Origin of the sequence: Rhodococcus opacus B4 (genome assembly GCF_000010805.1) — a bacterium.
Taxonomy (GTDB): Bacteria; Actinomycetota; Actinomycetes; order Mycobacteriales; family Mycobacteriaceae; genus Rhodococcus_F; species Rhodococcus_F opacus_C.
Genome location: NC_012522.1, coordinates 6704799 through 6720618, shown reverse-complemented (window position 1 = coordinate 6720618; position 15820 = coordinate 6704799). Strand labels below are relative to the sequence as shown.

Here is a 15820-nt window from a genome sequence, read left to right as displayed (position 1 = left end):
CACGACTACAGTTCGAGGATCTCCGAGGGGGCTGCCAGCGCATCCGCGCGGGAAGTGTCCTTCAGCTCCACCCCGGACCGGCCCAGTTTCCGGGCGCCGGACACGAGGCCCGCCACGACGCGGGCGGCGAGTTCGTAACCGAGTCCCTCGGGCGGGTGGATGTTGGACACGCAGTTCCGGTCGGCGTCGGTGCGTCCGGGCCGCGGGAGGTGGGTGAGATAGACGCCGACGCTGTCGGCGACCGACAGTCCCGGCCGCTCCCCGATCAGCAGGACGAGCGTCTGCACACCCAGTGCCTGCGCGATGTGGTCGCCGAGCGCCACCCGGGCCTGGGTCGCGATCACCGGCGGCGCCAGCGAATACGTTCCGCCGAACTCGTCGACCAGCGCGGACAGCAGGGACACCCCGTGATCGGTGAGCGCGCGGGGCGACAACCCGTCTGCGAGGACGAATCCCACCTCGGCGGTCCCCGCGGACACACCCGACAGGTCTGCCGGTGTGCGACCCAGGTCGGGCCGGCGCAGGTACTCGCTCCGGTCCGATGCCTTGCTCGTGACGATCACCGGCCTGCCCAGGCCCACCTCCTCGACCTGATCTGCCAGCGCCTGCGCGTCGAGCGGCTGGTGGACGGCGTCACGGGCCGCGGCGTGCGCCGACCGGAACTCGAGAACACGCTGCGTGGGGAGGGCGTCGCCGGTGCGGCCGAGACCGATCCGCGCCTGCGTCGTGGCTCGCAGTTCCGCCCAGAAGTCTTGTGCGACAGGATCGGTCATGGCGCCACCGTCAGTGCTCGAAGCGGCGACGCCGAAGCGTCGACCGGCAGCACGCGGCCGGCTTGGTCGACCATGCCGAGACGGCGCATCCAGTCCTCGAATTCCGGCGCCGGCCTGAGTCCGAGCACTTGGCGCGCGTACAGCGCGTCGTGGAACGACAGACTCTGGTAGCCGAGCATGACGTCGTCGGCGCCGGGTACCGCGATGACGAAGGCCGCACCCGCCACCCCGAGCAGGGTGAGCAGCGTGTCCATGTCGTCCTGGTCCGCCTCCGCGTGATTGGTGTAGCAGACGTCGACGCCCATCGGCAGGCCGAGCAGTTTCCCGCAGAAGTGGTCCTCGAGCCCGGCCCGGATGATCTGCTTGCCGTCGTACAGGTACTCCGGCCCGATGAACCCGACGACCGTGTTGATCAGCAGCGGCTCGAGGTCGCGGGCCACCGCATAGGCCCGGGTCTCCAGGGTCTGCTGGTCGACGGGCCTACCACCCGTGCCGAGGTGCGCCCCGGCGCTCAGGGCCGACCCCTGCCCCGTTTCCAGATACATGACGTTGTCGCCGACGGTCCCGCGTTTCAGCGACCGGCCTGCCGCGTTCGCCTCACGGAGCAGCGAGATGTCGACGCCGAAGCTGGAATTCGCGCCCTGCGTTCCGGCGATGGACTGGAACACCAGGTCTACGGGGACGCCTTCCTCGATCAGCCCCATCGTGGTGGTCACGTGCGAGAGCACGCAGGACTGCGCGGGGATGTCGAAGCGCTGCCGGATGTCGTCGAGCAGGTGCAGCAGTTCCGCGGTGGCGTGCGGCGAATCGGTGGCCGGGTTGATGCCGATGACGGCGTCACCGCACCCGAGAAGCAGGCCGTCGAGCGTGGCGGCCGCGATTCCGCGGGGGTCGTCGGTGGGGTGGTTGGGCTGCAGCCGGGTGCCCAGGTGCCCGGGCACACCGAGCGTCGTCCGGAACCCCGCGGTGACGGTGACCGCCCGCGCGACCGCGATGAGGTCCTGGTTGCGCATGATCTTGCTGACCGCCGCGACCATCTCCGGGGTGAGACCCGGTGCGACGCGGCGGAACGTCCCGGCCGCGCCGTCCCGCGCGGCGACATCCAGCAGCCAGTCGCGCAGGCCGCCGACGGTGAGGTGCGAGATCTCGCCGAACGCGACCCGGTCGTGCGAGTCGATGATGAGCCGGGTGACCTCGTCGTCCTCGTAGGGCACGACGAGTTCGTTCAGGAACGTGCCGAGCGGGACGTCGGCCAGCGCCCACTGCGCGGCGGCGCGTTCGGCGTCGGACGACGCCGCGCACCCGGCGAGTTCGTCTCCGCTGCGCAGCGGCGTCGCCTTGGCCATGAGGTCGACGAGACCGTCGAACGTGTACCCGGTTCCGGCGACTCCGTGACTGTAGGTGGTCATTCGAGTTCTTCCTCTGCCTTCGCAAGAACAGCAAACTCCTCGTCGGGCGAATTGGCAACGAGGTGATGGCGGCTGTACAGGCCGAAGTACGCCATGAAGGCCGCGAACGCGATCAGCGTCCAGAGTGCGGCGACGGGATCGACGAGGAACGTGGCGATCACGGCGGCGGCCGCGATGACCAGCGCGAACGACGTGGTGACGATGCCGCCGGGGGTGCGGTACGGCCGCTTCATCTCCGGCTCGCGCCTGCGGAGGACGATGTGGCTGACCATCATCAGCACGTAGCTGACGGCCGCGCCGAACACGGCCATGTTCAGCAGCATCGCGCCCTCACCGGTGAGCGAGAGTACGAACCCGATGACACCCGGCACGATGAGTGCGAGCGTGGGCGCCTTCCGCGAGTTGGTGACCGACAGGCTCGTCGGCAGGTAACCGGCGCGGGACAGCGCGAACGTCTGCCGCGAGTATGCGTACATGATCGAGAAGAAGCTGGCGACGAGGCCGGCCAGGCCGATGTAGTTGACGACCTTCGCCGCGGTTCCGTCACCGAGCGCCTCGACCAGTGGGTTCCCGGACGTCGACAGGCTCTCGGCGCCCAGTGCTCCCGTGGCGAGGAACAGGACCGATGCCCCCGTGACGATGAGGATGAGCATGCTGATGATGATTCCGCGCGGCACGTTCTTCTCCGGCTCGCGTGCCTCCTCCGCGGCCAGCGGCACGCCTTCGACGGCGAGGAAGAACCAGATGGCGAACGGGACGGCCGCCCAGATGCCGAATGCGCCGAACGGCAGGAAACTCGACGCCCCCGCCGCATCCGTCGCGGCGATGTCGGTGAGGTTGCCCGCGTCGAACAGCCCGATCGCGGAAACCGCGAAGATGACGAGACCCACCAGTGCGATCGCGGTGATCACGAACATGGCTTTGAGCGCCTCGCCGGCGCCGGTCAGGTGGATTCCGATGAAGATCGCGTAGACCGCCAGGTACACCCACCACCCGTCGGTGATGCCGAACAGGTTCAGTGATTCGACATAGCTGCCGATGAACGTCGCGATGGCGGCGGGCGCGATCGCGTATTCGATGAGAATGGCTGTGCCGGTGGCGAATCCGCCCCACGGCCCGAGCGCCCGCCGGGCGAACGTGTAACCGCCGCCCGCGGCGGGCAGGGCAGAGGACATTTCGGCCATCCCGAGGACCATGGCCAGGTACATGCCCGCGATGACGACACCGGCGATCAGCAGTCCGCCGAATCCGCCCTCGGCCAGCCCGTTGTTCCATCCGGCGTAGTCGCCGGAGATCACGTAGCTGACGCCGAGGCCTGCGAGCAGCACCCAGCCCGCCGAGCCCTTTCGGAGCGTGCGTTTTTCCAGATAGCTGTTGTCTTCCGAGTGGAAGTCGGCAGCATCGTGGTGTTTACCGGTTCCGGAATTCTTGGATGGTTCTACGAGTGACATTCCGTCCCCTACGTCGATCCGAATGGTGCCCCACCGAGCCGCGCGAAATGCGGGCGGACGGCCGAGGCCAATGGTGAATGAGCTGTGTGCACGTCGTGTCAGGAGAACGTGACCACGACGTAAAAACCGCGGTCGCAGTGAAACTTCGGGCGCTAGGGGCCCGGGCGGCGAGCGGGTACGGGACATGCGTCGACGGCTTCTGCGACCACTTGCGGTTCGGGTGAGGGTGCGGGCCTCCAGCCCTGCTCCCACCGCTCGCCCACGATGACGTCCTCCGCGGCGAGGCTGGTGTTCTCCTCCGGGGTGAAGGCGCGCGCCCGGCTGAGGAAGCGCATGCCTTCCGGGCTTTCGAGGCTGAAACCCGATCCGCGACCGGGCACCACGTCGAGCACCAGCTGGGTGTGCTTCCACGCCTCGAACTGGGATCCGGAGATCCACACGGGCACGGCGTCGGCGCCCTCCGGCCGGGTGGACGGGGTCTCCCCGACACCGAGACGCAGGTCGAGGACACCGAGCAGCACGTCGCGGTCGCCGACGATGAATTCGCCGTCGGGGTAACACATCGGCGCGGACCCGTCGCAGCATCCGCCGGACTGATGCATCATCAGCGCCCCGTGGGTACCGCCGAGGCGGCGGAGAAGCTCCACCGCCCCGGCGGTTGCCTTCAGGCGCTGAGGCGCCCGGGCTGCGTCCATCAGAAGAAGCCCTGAGCCTTCTGGGCGTAGCTGACCAGCAGGTTCTTCGTCTGCTGGTAGTGCTCGAGCATCATCAGGTGGTTCTCGCGGCCGATGCCGGACTGCTTGTAGCCACCGAACGCGGCGTGCGCGGGGTACTGGTGGTAGGTGTTGGTCCACACCCGGCCGGCCTGGATGTCGCGGCCCGCCCGGTAGGCGACGCCGCCGTCGCGGGACCACACGCCGGCGCCGAGGCCGTACAGCGTGTCGTTGGCGATCTCGATGGCCTGGTCGTAGTCCTTGAACGACGTGACGGACACGACGGGACCGAAGATCTCCTCCTGGAAGATCCGCATCTTGTTCTGACCGGTGAAGATGGTCGGCTGCACGTAGTAGCCGCCGGACAGGTCGCCGCCCAGTTCGGCGCGCTCGCCACCGGTGATCACCTTGGCGCCTTCGCCCTTGCCGATCTCGATGTACGACAGGATCTTCTCGAGCTGATCGTTGGACGCCTGCGCGCCGATCATCGTGTCGGTGTCGAGCGGGTCGCCCTGGCGGACGGCCTTGGTGCGGATCGCGGCCATCGCGAGGAACTCGTCGAAGATGTCCTCCTGGATCAGCGAACGCGACGGGCAGGTGCACACCTCCCCCTGGTTGAGGGCGAACATCGTGAAGCCTTCGAGCGCCTTGTCCTGGTAGTCGTCGTTGGACGACAGCACGTCGGAGAAGAAGATGTTGGGGCTCTTGCCACCGAGTTCGAGGGTGACGGGGATCAGGTTCTGCGACGCGTACTGCATGATGAGCCGGCCCGTGGTGGTCTCACCGGTGAACGCGATCTTCCGAATCCGCGGGCTCGAGGCCAGCGGCTTGCCCGCCTCGACACCGAAACCGTTGACGATGTTCACCACACCGGCGGGCAGCAGGTCGCCGATGACGGAGATCAGGTGCAGGATCGACGCCGGGGTCTGCTCGGCGGGCTTGAGGACGACCGCGTTGCCTGCGGCGAGTGCGGGGGCGAGCTTCCACACGGCCATCAGAATCGGGAAGTTCCAGGGGATGATCTGGCCGACGACGCCGAGCGGCTCGTGGAAGTGGTAGGCGACGGTGTCGGAGTCGATCTCCGACAGGGCGCCTTCCTGCGCGCGGATCGCGCCGGCGAAGTAGCGGAAGTGGTCGATCGCCAACGGGATGTCGGCGTTCAGGGTCTCGCGGATCGGCTTGCCGTTGTCCCAGGACTCGGCGAGCGCGATGGACTCGAGGTTCTCCTCGATACGGTCCGCGATCTTGTTCAGGATGATGGCGCGCTCGGCGACCGACGTCTTGCCCCAGGCCGGAGCCGCGGCATGTGCGGCGTCGAGGGCGAGTTCGATGTCCTCGGACGTCGACCGCGCGACCTCGCAGAACGGCTGCCCGGTGACGGGGGTCGGATTCTCGAAGTACTGGCCCTTGACGGGCGCAACCCACTGGCCGCCGATCCAGTTGTCGTAACGCGATTGGAAGGACATGACGGCGTCGGGCGAACCCGGGCGGGCATACACGGTCATCGATAACTCCCTGTTGTCGTGAAACTCGATGGAACTTTCTCGGTGTGACTCACAACACTAGGGACCGTACCGTTGCAACTACGTTGCGTACTGCTGATCGAACAGATCGATCCTCGACTTGACCTGGGAATACAACGGGGAACGCGGATCGAGACCCGCGAGGTACGCCTCCCACGCGGCAACGTCCTCGCGGCCGTGGACGGACGTGGTCCACTTCGCGAGCAACCGCTGATCGCCCTCCCGCAGCAGCGCCGCCTGGACGCGGGCCCGCAGTTCGCCGCGCAGGTCCTCGACCCCGGGCGCCTCCGACCCGGGAAGGACCGGACCCGAGTAGACGTCGAGGGCGGCGGCGAGCTCACCCCGGTCCAGGGCGCTGCGCACCTGCCGGACGTCGGACGTCAATTCGGCGAGCAACCGATACGGCCGCGAGCCGAGGTTCGCCGGACCGAAAACCTTGCGCAGGCGCGACATCTCGGCACGAATGGTGACGGCGTCGAGTTCGTTCTCGTCGAGCAGCACCGCGAGCCGGTCGGAACTCAGCCCCTCGGGGTGTTCCGCCAGGAGCAGCAGGATTTCCGCGTGCCGCTGCGAGAGCGGGATCCGTTCGGCCCCACGAACCAGAACCGGTCGTCCCGAACCCAGCACCTCCAGCCGCAGCACTGTCTCGACCAGCGGCTGCGGTGAGCGCAGCAGGTGCAGCCGCAGTTCCGCCTCGGCGGCCGCGACGGTGGCCCGGATCAGCGACAGCACCTCGGGCACCGCCACCCGCGGGCCGCCGGTGATGTCGATGGCGCCGACGATCAGCCCCGTCGCCGGGTCGTGGACGGGTGCCGCCGAGCAACTCCAGTCGTGCACCGACCTGCTGAAGTGCTCGGCTCCGAAGATCTGCACGCAGTGGTCGAGCGCCAGTGCGGTGCCCGGAGCATTGGTGCCGACGGTGTCCTCACTCCAGTCGGCGCCCTCGACGAAGTTCATCTCCAGCGCCCGGTCCTTGGCGGACGAATCGCCCTCGACCCACAGCAACTGGCCCTTCTCGTCCGTGATGGCCACGAGCAGACCGGTGTCGGCGGCGTCCTCGACGAGGAGTTTGCGCACCACCGGCCGGATGATCGACATCGGGTGCGACGCCCGGTATGTGGCGAGATCCGCGGCCGCCAGATCGACCGCGCGGGCGGACCCGTCCGGGCTCACGCCCTTGCTGGTGCTGCGCATCCACGAATCGAGGATGACCGAGCGCACCGAATTTCCGTCGCCCGCCTGGTCTCGGCCTGCGGGGGCATGACGCTCGACGAACAACTGATGCGCCGACGACACCCTGCGCGCCAGCATCGCGACGTCGTCTCCCGGGCGCACGGCGACCCACGGATTGCCCCCTGTGGGCGGTTGACTTTGCATCGAACTCCTCCACGGCGTCTCTGCCTACTGTAACCCGGGTCACACGGGGCCGGGTTCCGCCCTCCGTCACTCCCTCAGGAAGGTACTGACCCGTTCGGCGACCATGACCGCGGTGGCATGCGGCCCGCGGCTCGGGACCACCGGGAACACCGACGTGTCCGCGATGGTCAGACCTACCGTTCCGCGGACGTTGCACCGCTCGTCCACCACCGCGCCCGCGTCCGTGCGTCCGCCCATCCGGCAACTGCCGCACAGGTGCAGCGACGTCCCCAGGTGCGCGAGCACCGAGCGGTCGGACACCTCCTCCGACAGCGGCAGCACAAACGGGCCGAGTTCCGGCGAGCGCAGCAGGTCCAGTGCGATGGCCTGCCCCTCGCGCAGCGCCCGGCGGTCGGCGGCCGATTGCGCGTAGCGGTACTCGATCCGGGGACGGTCCCGGCGGTGGCCCGACGTGAGCCGGATGTCGCCCCGGCTCTCCGTCACCATGAGCCCGATCCCGAGGACCGGGTCGGGCTGCCCGGATCCGGGGACGAGCACGTCGAACGGAGCGGTGTACGGACGGATCTCGAGGTCATCGATGTTCAGTACCGTTTCGACGACCGGACTCGTGTCGCTGCGGCGGAGTATGTCACTGCGCCGGAATGTGTCTCGGATACGGTACGGCAGAGCGACTTCGGGGTGGTCGCTGAAGTCCGTCCCGACGCCGGGAACGTCGAGGACGACGTCGATACCGTTGTCCCGCAGATGCTCCGCCGGACCGATTCCCGAAAGCATCAGCAGCACCGGGGTTTCGACGGGGCCGGCAGCCAGTACGACCCGGTCCGCGCGGATCGTGCGCCGGGTGCCGCCCGACTCGACCTCCACCCCCACCGCCTCGTTACCGGAGAACAGAATTCGCACGACGTCGGAGTCCGGCTCGACGGTCAGGTTGGGCCGCTCCGACGCCGGCAGCAGATACGCGACGGCGGTGCTGACCCGGCGTCCGCCGTCGATGTTGAGCGGAACCGGGCCGATCCCGCCGCCGCCTGCTCCGTTCTTGTCGGGTTCCTCGGGATGTCCCGCGCCGAGCGCGGCGGCACGGAACGCCGCACTGATCTCGCTCAGCTGCTCCGCGGGCTGCCTGCGGACGGGCATCGGACCGGTGGTGCCGTGCCGGAAGTCGCCGAAGTCGGCGTCGCGCTCGAGCGCCCGGAAGGTGGGCAGCACGTTCTCGTACGACCACGACGCCGGCCAGTGCCGGAAGTCCGTCTCCGTCCCGCGGACGAAGTAGGCGCCGTTGACGGCGCCCGACCCGCCGAGGACGCGGCCGCGCACCATGGCGGAAGGCACGCTCGGCGCCAACTGCACGCCGTACGTCCGGGCGAATGCGCTGCCCGGACCGACGGGCAGCGTCCGGTAGTCGAGGACGGGACAGTCGAGCGCCGACCGGTAACCCGGTCCGGACTCGAGGAGGAGCACCGATCGTCCGGGATCCTCGCTGAGCCGCGAGGCCACCACGCATCCACTCGAACCGCCGCCGACGACCACGACGTCGGCGGCGCGAATCGGATCGGCCACTACGACTTCAACCGCGGCTTCAATGCGTCGAGGTCGCGGGCGGCGACGGCGCCCTTCCAGAGTCCGGCACCGTACGCGACGTCGTCGATCCGCTTGAACACCGTGTGCCGCACCGGTCCCAGCCCTCCGGGCTCCCGGTGGGTGACCCAGTCTGCGACCCCCTCGGCGACGGCGATCGCGAGCGCTATCCGGCGAATCCGTTTCGAGACCAGCACCGCCAGCAGCGTGACGGGCCAGTAGTGGCGGCACATCGCGGACGCCAGCTGCCAGGCGCCACCGGCGAAGCCCTGGGCGGCGAGGATTGCGGCGATACGGGTCGGCTGGTCGAGTCCGGTGAACATGCGGCGCAGGCGCACCAGCATCATCGCGAGCGTGGCGACGGCGCCGAGCAGACCCAGCCGGGTGCAGGTGGCCGCGGCGATGCACGCGAAGAACGTCCACGGCGACATCGACAGCGGTGGGACCATGCCCGAATGCCTCGCCGCCAGCGGCGCCGCACCGGTCCCGTAGAACAGCTTGCGGTCGAACCACTTTCCGAACGTCACGCGGTGGTCGTGCGCGACGTGGGCCACGGGCTCGTACCGCAGTCGCCAGCCGGACTCCTGGAGCCGCCAGCACAGGTCGACGTCCTCCGCCACGTGCATGGACTCGTCGAAGCCGCCGAACTCGTCGAGCACCTCACGGCGGGCGATCATCGCGGCGCTCGGGACGTACGACACCGGCCCGCCGGACTGGACCGCGGACTCCTTCCGCCCGAGGTCGAGGGAGGAGCGGGCGTGCTCGTACCGCGCGAGGGTGCTGGCCTCGGGTTCGAGCGCAACGATCCGCGGGGCGACCAGGGCGACCGCTGGGTCGCTGAAGTGGCCGAGCATGACCTCGATCCATCCGGTGCGCGGCAGGACGTCGGAGTCGAGGAACGCCACGAACGGAGTTGCGGCGTAACGCAGACCGGTGTTGCGGGCCGCGGCGGGCCCCTTGGCCGTGTCGTGGCGCAGCACGGTGACGCGGCCACCGCACCCGTTCTGCAGCGCGGGGGCCGCGACCGGAACGTCGGAGCCGTCGTCGACGACGACCACCTCGAGTCCGCGGAGCGCGGCCAGCACCCGGTGCAACCCGGACGCGTTGTTCTTCACCGGTATGACGACGGTGACGTCCCGCGGGGACGGCGTGCTCATGGGGCGCGGGTTGGCGACCCCCGAGTCGAGGAGGCGGCGTGCGACGACGGCGGACTGCGGATCGACGACCTCGAGGTAGCCGTCCCCGATCATGGCCGCCGCTGTGGGCGCCAGCTTCAGCATCCGAGTCGGCGAACCGCCGATGAGCACTCGACCTCCGGAATATGCGCGTACCTTGGGGTCGATTCGGATCCCGAATCCATCGGGAAGTCGAGCTTGGCGCATCAGTCGATCGTAGGCGGATCGGACAGCGCCGGCAGGGCATGCCGGAAATTAGCCGCAAGGATGTGCCGAAAATCCGCCCTCGGCAACTCGAGGGCGCCCGTCCGGGTCATTGGAGCCTCCCATCGGCGCCCGGTTCCCACCGGAGCCTTCCATCGGGGCCCGGTTCCCACCGGGCCAGTGCATTGGTGACCGTGTGGACGAGCACGCCGAAGATCTGCGCCCCCTCCGCGGCCGTTGCGACCGTCGGGTCACCGAGCACCCCATTGGCCGACACGGCGACCATACCGCCTTCGCGCAGTCTTGGCATCAACCTCGCGACAGGTTCGGTATTACCGGGCTCCGCCCTGGACAACCGCACCCGACCCGGTGAAAGGTGTAGCAACAAGGACGTTTCCGTACGCCCGGCGTGGGCGTCGGCGCCGGGGACCGCGCACGGCACCCAGGCCACGTCGCGGGCCTCGTATCGAAGCAAGGCGACAGCCTTGACCAATGCGGGCCCGTTGCCGCCGTGCCCGTTGACGAACAGCACGCGGTCCGCCCACCGGCACGCAGACCTGCCGTACTCGACCAGGACGGTCTCGAGCGCCTCCGCCCCCAGCGAGACGGTTCCGGGAAACCCCTCGTGCTCGCCGCTGGCGCCGTAGGCGATCGGGGGCGCGACGAGCACGTGCGGCAGCGCGCGGGACACGGCATCGGCGATGGTGGTGTCGGTGTCGAGCGGCAGATGCGGTCCGTGCTGCTCGAGCGAGCCGACCGGCACGACGACAGTCGGCACGTGGGACACGAGGTCGGGCCACACCGCGTCGTCGAGGTGTCCGGAATGGGGCATCCCTCGATGCTAGGCGACCGCGGCGAGTCGACCTGCACTAGAGGGACAGAGCAACCCGCTCCCCCTCGATGACGGCGGAATGCGCGCGGCGCGGAGCCACGGCATCGCCGATGCGATGGACCTCGATACCGCTGTCGGCCAGCTGTTTCCAGAGCCCGTCCTCCGGTTGCTGGTGCGCGGACGACACCACCCAGTCGACGACGAGTCGACGGGACACGCCGGTCGGGTGGTGCAGGAGCGTGACCGCGATCCGGCCCCCGCCGGCGTCGTCGCACCCGGTCGGCACGACGTCCGTCATCTGGATGATGCCCTTGCCGTGCGCCCGCCGATTCCAGCCCTCGAGGTCCAGGGTGATCCCGAGGTCCTGGCCGACGATCATCCCCGGCGTGCAGATCGTGACGGCACACCCGGCGTCGGCGACGAACTCCGCGACGGACGTGCCCTGATGAAATCCCAGTTCGTCGACCACCAGTACCGTGCCGGACGGATGCGCACGACGCTCCAGCACGTCCCGCACATCCACCAACCGGTCCGAGGCACCTGCCCACCGCGGACGGCGCGGACGCGCCCCGGTGGCGAGCACCACCACGTCGGGACACCCCTGTTCGAGTGTCTCCGCGGTCGCCTCGGCGCCGGTCCGCACGTCCACCCCGTGCCGGACGCATTCCGCTTCCAGGTCGACGACGAGGTCGAGGAACTCGCGGCGCCCCGGGACGACGGCCGCCGTCCGGACCTGACCGCCGAGGACGGGGCCGCGTTCGAACAGCGTCACCTGGTGTCCCCGCTGCGCGGCGGTCGCGGCGGCCTTCAGCCCGGCAGGTCCGCCGCCGACCACCACCACCCGCCTGCCGCGGACGGTGGGTTCGGGCAGCAGGACCGATTCCTTACCCGCGCGCGGGTTGACGACGCAGCCGAGCCACCGGCCCAGCCCCATCCGTCCGATGCATTCCTGATTGCACGCCAGGCACGATCGGATGTCGTCCGCTTCGCCGGCCAGCGCCTTCGCCGCGAAGTCCGGGTCCGCGATCTGGCCGCGCACCACCCCGATCAGGTCGCAGTGCCCCTCGTCGAGAGCCCGGTCGGCCTGATGCGGATCCGAGAACCGGCCGACACCGACCACCGGAAGTCCGACCCGCTGCCGGATGGCATCGGGGACGAACAGCGCGTACCCGCGCGGGACGGCCATGGACGCCTCGATCATGTGCAGCGTCTCGGTGGCCATGCCGATGGACGTGTTGAGGTAGTCGACCCGCCCGTCCGACTCGAGTAGGGCGGCCACCTCCACCGCCTCGTCGAGGTGTACCCCACCGTCGAACAGGTCCTCCCCCGCAAGACGCACCCCGAGTGCGCGGTCCGGGCCGATCGCCGTCCGCACCGCCTCGACGACCTCGAGGAGGAACCGGGCGCGGCCCGCCAGCGACCCGCCGTAGCGGTCCGTGCGCTGATTCGTCGCGGGGGCGAGGAAACTGCGCACGAGCGACGAGTGCGAGCACTGCAGTTCGATGCCGTCGAATCCGCCTCGGACGCAGTGCTCGGCCACCAGTGCGTACCCGTCGACGAGGGCCCGGATCTCGCGTTGATCGACCGCCTTGGGGACTTCGCGGAACAGTGGGTCGGGGACGGCGCTCGGCGCCCACAGTGGTCGCCGCGAATACATGCTCGATCCCTGGCCGCCGTTGTGGTTGACCTGAGCGAGGATCGGGACTCCGTGCGCGTGGACCGCGTCGGTGATCCGTCGGTATCCGGGGACGACGTCCGGCCGGTAGCCGGCGATCACCTTCTCGTACGGCCAGTCACCGGGATGGGTGGCGTGCTCTTCGGAGATGACCAGGCCCGCACCGCCCTTCGCGCGCGCCGCGTAGTAGGCGGCGTGCTGGGCGGTGGGGAGACCGTCGACGGCGTACCCCGTGAGGTGCGCCGAGAAGACCACCCGATTGCGCAGAGTCAGCGGTCCCAGGCGCAGCGGGGTGAACAGGTGGCGGTACGCGGAGATGCTCACACCTTGGTGTTGCCCATGTCGACGGCGACCTGACTTCCCGTGACCCGTTTCGACCCGTCACCGGCCAGCCACAGCACGGCGTCGGTGATGTCGTCGGTGTCGGCCAGCGGGTGTTCGGTGAGGATGGTGCCGAAGCTCGACAGGTAGTGCGGGTGCTTCTCGAGAATCACGAGGCTGCCCGGATCGGTGCCCATCGGGGTCTTCACCCCGTACGGGTGGATGGAGTTGACGCGGATGTCGTACTCGCCCAGTTCCTTGGCCGCGGTCTGGGTGAGTCCCACCAGCCCGAACTTGGAGGCGGCGTAATTGGCCTGCCCCGGAAGCGGCTTGATCCCGGCGACGGAGCTGATCACGATGATCGACCCCCCGCGGCCGCCCTCGATCAGTGCCGGGACCGCAGCCTTCAGCGTCTTCCACGCGCCGGTGAGGTTCACGTCGATCAGTGTCTCCCACTGATCGTCGGGCATCTCCCAGAACCTGCTCCAGTTGCAGATCCCGGCGTTCGCGATCACGATGTCGAGGCGGCCGAACTGTTCGACTCCGCGGTCCACGACAGCTTTCAGCTTCGAGCTGTCACGCACGTCCGCCTGTTCGGCGAGGATCTTGCCGCCCTCGGATTCCACGAGCCGCACCGTCTCGGCGAGATCGTCCGCCGTCGCCGGCTCGTAGGTGTTGTACTCCGACACCGGACCGCAGATGTCGACGGCGATGATCGCCGCACCCTCGCGCGCCAACCGCACCGCGTGCGTCCGGCCCTGCCCACGGGCCGCCCCGGTGATGAACGCGACCTTGTCGTCGAACTGTCCCATGAAGTGTCCTATCTCTCGGTGACGAGGGTGAACGGATGGTGATCGAACTCGGACCGCCGGTGTGCGGTCACGGCCAGCGCCTCGGCACGGCCCTCCCGGACCGCCTCGAGCAGTGTGCGGGGGGCCACGCAGTCGCCGGCCCGCACCGCGTCCGGGCGGGTCGAGCCGAGCGTGTCCTCGGGGAGACGATGCGAACAGTCGATCAGCACGGCGCACGGCACCACCGACTCCTCGGCGGTGTACCGGTTGCGTAACCGCAGTCCGTCGCCGTCGACCGACACGATGCGGCTGTCGAGGTGACGTGTCACCTCCGCCCGTTGCAGGCGCGTGTTGGCGTCGGCGAGGTCGCCGGTCATGCCGAGTCGCGAGCCGGCCACGGAATCCTGGGTCACGATGCTCACGTCGCGCCCCCGCGCCGCGAGCCATTCGGCGACCGCCACGCCGAGCGGTCCGCCGACCGGGTCGAAGACGACGTGGGGACCCTCCGCGTCGTCACCGTCCCGCAGATCCGCGGCGCCGAGACACCGGACAGTCCCCTCGACGGGGAACGGCAGCGGCCGGGGCGTGCTGCCGGTCGCGAGGATCACCGTCACGCCGTCACGTTCCGCGGCGTCGAGCTCGGCATCGGAAACCGCGGCGCCGAGCCGGAATTCGACTCCGAGACCGTGGCATTCGTTCTCCAGCCAGTCGGTCAGCGCCTTCAGGTGCGGCGCCCCGACCGCAGCCCGCACCATCCCGCCGAGCCGAGCGGACGCCTCCGCCAGGGTGACCCGGTGACCTCGCAGCGCGAGCACGCGCGCCGCCTCGAGACCGGCCGGCCCGCCACCGACCACCAGTGCCGGGCCGGCGACCACAGCGGCGTCGACTGCCTCGTCGGGATCGACGGTCTCGTGCCCGGCCGTCGGATTTCCGACGCACGTGACGACCGGGTTACGGGGGTCGAGTACCTGGCACGTCTGGTTGCACAGGACGCACGGCCGCGGCGCCGCACCGCGCAGCGTCTTGACGACGAGATCGGGGTCGGCGATCTGGGCACGCGTCATTTCGACGACGTCGGCGACACCGTCGTCGAGCGCCCGCCGGGCATCGGCCGGATCGACGACGCTGCCCTGGAGAACGACCGGGACCGCGCCGGCGACCGCCATGCGGATGTCGCGGCAGAGTTCGGTGCCGAACGCGGGCGGCCGGTGGAAGTCGGGGCGGTAGGCGTTCGGCGACAGCGGCCCGCCGCGGACCACGACGAGCAGATCGAGCGTCTCGGCCAGATCTTGCGCATACCCCGCCGCGATCGACGGTGTGATTCCCGCCCAGGGCGTCTCCTCGTCGCAGCTCAGGCGCAGCGACAAAATCCGGCCGGGTCCCAGCTCTTCCCGGACGGCGGCGACGACCTCACGGATGAGCCGGAGCGGGTCGGCACCGTACTTGTCCTCGCGCACGTTGGTGAGGTCCGAAAGAAACTGTCTCAGCAGCGCTCTCGGACCGGCGTCGAGTTCGACACCGTCCACGTCCGCCGCCACCGCCGCGGCGGCCCCCGCCCGGAACCCTTCGACGAGGCCGTCGATCTCGGCCTGCTCCATCCGCATCGGCATCTCGCGGGAGATCACGTCCGCGATCCCCGACGGTCCCCACAGCACCGACTGCGAGTAGGCGCTCGACCCCTGCAGTCCGGTGTGCCCCAACCCGGCCAGCACCAGCGTGCCGTGCGGGCGGCAGGCGGCGACCACGTCCCTCCACCCGGCGACGCAGTCGGACGCCAGCGGGGCCCGCTCGTACGGCCAGTCCGAGGCATGAACCGACGCCACCTCGGTGACGACGATCCCCGCGCCACCCCGCGCCCGGCGTTCGTAGTACGCGACATGACGCGGGGACAGTGCTCTACCCGCACTGAGGTTGGTGGGGTGCGGACCCAGAAGCACCCTGGACGGAGCGCGGCGTCCGGCCAGGGTGATCGGGTCTGTCAGTTGCGCAGACATCTACGCC

At 69.5% G+C, this 15820-nt stretch carries 12 protein-coding genes; all 12 read right to left on the bottom strand.

Annotated elements, in window-relative coordinates:
* Nucleotides 1–5: 5 nt before the first annotated feature.
* The 12 genes from eutC to ROP_RS30445 all read right to left on the bottom strand — a co-directional run bounded on the left by eutC (nt 6) and on the right by ROP_RS30445 (nt 15813).
* Nucleotides 6–773, bottom strand: a complete 768-nt coding sequence (eutC, locus tag ROP_RS30500) for an ethanolamine ammonia-lyase subunit EutC (RefSeq protein WP_015889876.1) — start codon at nt 771–773, stop codon at nt 6–8.
* The gene (locus tag ROP_RS30495; RefSeq protein WP_015889875.1) at nt 770–2182 is read right to left on the bottom strand and encodes an ethanolamine ammonia-lyase subunit EutB; all 1413 of its coding nucleotides are present in this window, start codon (nt 2180–2182) and stop codon (nt 770–772) included. The genes eutC and ROP_RS30495 overlap by 4 nt, the downstream gene beginning before the upstream one ends.
* Nucleotides 2179–3633: an ethanolamine permease gene (gene eat / locus ROP_RS30490; protein WP_015889874.1), complete on the bottom strand. Its 1455-nt coding sequence runs from the start codon at nt 3631–3633 to the stop codon at nt 2179–2181. Before eat ends, ROP_RS30495 begins: the two co-directional genes overlap by 4 nt.
* A 152-nt stretch (nt 3634–3785) precedes the next feature.
* Nucleotides 3786–4328, bottom strand: a complete 543-nt coding sequence (locus tag ROP_RS30485) for a DUF779 domain-containing protein (RefSeq protein WP_015889873.1) — start codon at nt 4326–4328, stop codon at nt 3786–3788.
* Entirely contained in the window at nt 4328–5851 is a 1524-nt protein-coding gene (adh, locus tag ROP_RS30480) for an aldehyde dehydrogenase (protein ID WP_015889872.1), read from the bottom strand. Before adh ends, ROP_RS30485 begins: the two co-directional genes overlap by 1 nt.
* A gap of 78 nt (nt 5852–5929) precedes the next feature.
* A complete protein-coding gene (locus ROP_RS30475; protein ID WP_015889871.1) occupies nt 5930–7246 on the bottom strand; it encodes a helix-turn-helix domain-containing protein in 1317 nt (438 codons plus the stop codon).
* A 66-nt stretch (nt 7247–7312) separates the two neighbouring features.
* Nucleotides 7313–8803 (bottom strand): mycofactocin dehydrogenase MftG, encoded by a 1491-nt coding sequence (gene mftG / locus ROP_RS30470; RefSeq protein WP_015889870.1) that lies wholly within the window; start codon nt 8801–8803, stop codon nt 7313–7315.
* Nucleotides 8803–10203, bottom strand: coding sequence for a mycofactocin biosynthesis glycosyltransferase MftF (gene mftF / locus ROP_RS30465; protein ID WP_015889869.1), 1401 nt, complete (start codon nt 10201–10203; stop codon nt 8803–8805). The genes mftG and mftF overlap by 1 nt, the downstream gene beginning before the upstream one ends.
* Nucleotides 10204–10309: 106 nt before the next feature.
* Nucleotides 10310–11032 (bottom strand): mycofactocin biosynthesis peptidyl-dipeptidase MftE, encoded by a 723-nt coding sequence (gene mftE / locus ROP_RS30460; RefSeq protein WP_015889868.1) that lies wholly within the window; start codon nt 11030–11032, stop codon nt 10310–10312.
* 37 nt (nt 11033–11069) lie between these two features.
* Nucleotides 11070–13031 (bottom strand): mycofactocin system FadH/OYE family oxidoreductase 2, encoded by a 1962-nt coding sequence (locus ROP_RS30455; protein ID WP_015889867.1) that lies wholly within the window; start codon nt 13029–13031, stop codon nt 11070–11072.
* Nucleotides 13028–13840, bottom strand: coding sequence for a mycofactocin-coupled SDR family oxidoreductase (locus ROP_RS30450; RefSeq protein ID WP_015889866.1), 813 nt, complete (start codon nt 13838–13840; stop codon nt 13028–13030). The genes ROP_RS30455 and ROP_RS30450 overlap by 4 nt, the downstream gene beginning before the upstream one ends.
* A gap of 8 nt (nt 13841–13848) precedes the next feature.
* On the bottom strand, nt 13849–15813 hold the full coding sequence (locus tag ROP_RS30445; protein WP_015889865.1) for a mycofactocin system FadH/OYE family oxidoreductase 1: 1965 nt from the start codon (nt 15811–15813) through the stop codon (nt 13849–13851).
* Between the last annotated feature and the right edge of the window lie 7 nt (nt 15814–15820).

What these genes read in the sequence shown, in the direction of transcription:
- eutC (WP_015889876.1), bottom strand. Translation starts at nt 773, where the DNA reads ATGACCGATCCTGTCGCACAAGACTTCTGGGCGGAACTGCGAGCCACG.
- ROP_RS30495 (WP_015889875.1), bottom strand. Translation starts at nt 2,182, where the DNA reads ATGACCACCTACAGTCACGGAGTCGCCGGAACCGGGTACACGTTCGAC.
- eat (WP_015889874.1), bottom strand. Translation starts at nt 3,633, where the DNA reads ATGTCACTCGTAGAACCATCCAAGAATTCCGGAACCGGTAAACACCAC.
- ROP_RS30485 (WP_015889873.1), bottom strand. Translation starts at nt 4,328, where the DNA reads ATGGACGCAGCCCGGGCGCCTCAGCGCCTGAAGGCAACCGCCGGGGCG.
- adh (WP_015889872.1), bottom strand. Translation starts at nt 5,851, where the DNA reads ATGACCGTGTATGCCCGCCCGGGTTCGCCCGACGCCGTCATGTCCTTC.
- ROP_RS30475 (WP_015889871.1), bottom strand. Translation starts at nt 7,246, where the DNA reads ATGCAAAGTCAACCGCCCACAGGGGGCAATCCGTGGGTCGCCGTGCGC.
- mftF (WP_015889869.1), bottom strand. Translation starts at nt 10,203, where the DNA reads ATGCGCCAAGCTCGACTTCCCGATGGATTCGGGATCCGAATCGACCCC.
- mftE (WP_015889868.1), bottom strand. Translation starts at nt 11,032, where the DNA reads ATGCCCCATTCCGGACACCTCGACGACGCGGTGTGGCCCGACCTCGTG.
- ROP_RS30450 (WP_015889866.1), bottom strand. Translation starts at nt 13,840, where the DNA reads ATGGGACAGTTCGACGACAAGGTCGCGTTCATCACCGGGGCGGCCCGT.
- ROP_RS30445 (WP_015889865.1), bottom strand. Translation starts at nt 15,813, where the DNA reads ATGTCTGCGCAACTGACAGACCCGATCACCCTGGCCGGACGCCGCGCT.